Raw genomic sequence first — 2,533 nt, forward strand, 5'->3', positions numbered from 1 at the left:
CCCCCACCCTGTCCCCCCAGTCCGTCGACCCGGCCGTGCTGGCCGCGGTCGCCGAGGGCCTCCACCACGACCCGCACGCGGTGCTGGGGGCCCACCCCCATCCCGACGGCGCCGCGGTGACCTACCGTGCCCTGCGGCCGTTCGCCCGCGCGGTGACCGTGGTCCGGGAGGGCGACGCCGCGCGGATCGAGCTGGCCCACGAGGCGGACGGGGTGTTCGCGGGCGTCGGCGCGCTGCCGCGCAAGGCGGGCGTGGCCGCGGGCGACTACCGGCTGGAGGTCGTGTACCCGGGCGCGGACGGCGAGGACGTCGTGGAGCTGCACGACGACGCCTATCGCCACCTGCCGACCCTGGGGGAGCTGGACCTGCATCTGATCGGGGAGGGACGCCACGAGCGGCTGTGGGAGGTGCTCGGCGCGCGGGTGCGCCGTGCCGCCGACGGCGCGCTCGTGGGGACGTCGTTCGCCGTGTGGGCGCCGAACGCGCGGGCCGTCCGCGTGGTGGGCGACTTCAACGGCTGGACGGGCCGCACGCACGCGATGCGCTCGCTGGGCTCCTCGGGCGTGTGGGAGCTGCTGGTGCCCGGCGTGGAGCACGGGGCCGCCTACAAGTTCGAGATCCTCGGCGCGGACGGCCAGTGGCAGCAGAACGCGGACCCGATGGCCCGCTGGACCGAGGTGCCGCCGGCGACGGCCTCGCGGGTGATGGAGTCCGAGTTCGCGTTCACGGACCGGGACTGGATGGAGCGCCGACGCGCGGAGGATCCGCACGAGCGTCCGCTGAGCATCTACGAGGTCCACCTGGGCTCCTGGCGTCCGGGCCTGTCCTACGTGGACCTGGCGGAGCAGCTGGTCGAGTACGTGCAGTGGCTGGGCTTCACGCACGTGGAGTTCCTGCCGGTGGCGGAGCACCCGTTCGGCGGGTCGTGGGGCTACCAGGTCACCGGCTACTACGCGCCGACGTCGCGCTTCGGCTCCCCGGACGAGTTCAAGCATCTGGTGAACGCCCTGCACGAGGCGGGCATCGGCGTGATCGTGGACTGGGTGCCGGCGCACTTCCCCAAGGACGCGTGGGCGCTGGGCCGCTTCGACGGCACGGCCCTGTACGAGCACCCGGACCCGCGGCGCGGCGAGCACCCGGACTGGGGCACGTACGTGTTCAACTTCGGGCGCACGGAGGTGCGCAACTTCCTGGTGGCGAACGCCCTGTACTGGCTGGGCGAGTTCCATGTGGACGGCCTCCGCGTGGACGCCGTCGCGTCGATGCTCTACCTGGACTACTCGCGCGAGGACGGCCAGTGGACGCCCAACGCGCTGGGCGGGAACCACGACCTCGAGGCGATCTCCTTCCTCCAGGACGTGAACGCCACGGTGTACCGCGTGCATCCGGGGATCCTGATGATCGCGGAGGAGTCGACGGCGTTCTCCGGGGTCAGCGCGCCGGTGTCCGCGGGCGGGCTCGGCTTCGGCAAGAAGTGGAACATGGGTTGGATGCACGACACCCTCGCCTACCTGTCCGAGGACCCGGTGAATCGGCGCTGGCACCACGACCAGTGGACGTTCTCGATGGCCTACGCCTACTCCGAGAACTACGTGCTGCCGCTGTCCCACGATGAGGTGGTGCACGGGAAGGGATCCCTGCTGGCGCGCATCCCGGGCGACCACCGGCAGAAGCTGGCGACCCTCCGCGCGTACTTCGCCTACATGTGGGCGCACCCGGGCAAGCAGCTGCTGTTCATGGGCGGCGAGTACGGGCAGCCGTCGGAGTGGTCGGAGGAGCGGGGCCTGGACTGGGCGGCGTCCTGGGACGAGTCCCACCGCGGCGTGCAGCTGACGGTGCGCGAGCTCAACGCGCTGTACCGGGCCAAGCCGGCGCTGTGGTCCGCGGACCACAGCCCGCAGGGCTTCACCTGGGTGGACGGCGGCGACGCCGACGGCAACACCCTCGTCTTCCTGCGTCGCCCGGGGGCGGGCGTCGAGGGTGCGCCCCTGCTGTGCATCACCAACCTCTCCGGGGGCACGAGGCAGGGGTTGCGGGTGGGGGTGCCGAGTTCGGGAGAGTGGACGGTCGTGCTCGACACGGACAGCACGGACTTCCACGGGGACGGCCGTCGTGAGCAGGCCGGCCAGCTCGAGGTGATCGAGGCCGAGGACGGCCAATGGCAGGGGCAGCCGGCATACCTCACGCTGAACGTCCCTCCGCTGACGACCCTCTGGCTGCAGCCAGACGAGGACTGAGCTGGCGAGGGGCAAGACGTCGAGGACGAGCAGTCGGCACGGTGACCGAGGTCACCGTGCCGACTGACTGCATCCGGGGAGCTGCCGGCCGGCGTGGAGCAGCCTGGATGCGGATCGAGATCCGCGAGATCCTGCGGCTGCCGTGCCGACGTCGGCGCTCCATACGGCACCCCGACCCTCGATTTGGCGTTCGTCCTCTGGTAGGGGTAGAGTTCTTTCTCGTGCTGAGGCGCGGTTCGGGGTTTTCCGGGCGGTGCTGGTGAGTAGCCGAGCATGACTTTCAGGGTCTGGCGCAT

At 71.4% G+C, this 2,533-nt stretch carries 1 protein-coding gene; it reads left to right on the forward strand.

Annotated elements, in window-relative coordinates; genetic code table 11:
* A partial coding sequence (glgB, locus tag MHY29_RS11810) for a 1,4-alpha-glucan branching protein GlgB (RefSeq protein ID WP_239241470.1) occupies nucleotides 1-2,237 on the forward strand: 2,237 nt, incomplete at its 5' end.
* Between the last annotated feature and the right edge of the window lie 296 nt (nucleotides 2,238-2,533).

This window comes from Micrococcus sp. ACRRV (assembly GCF_022346985.1).
Taxonomy (GTDB): Bacteria; Actinomycetota; Actinomycetes; order Actinomycetales; family Micrococcaceae; genus Micrococcus; species Micrococcus porci.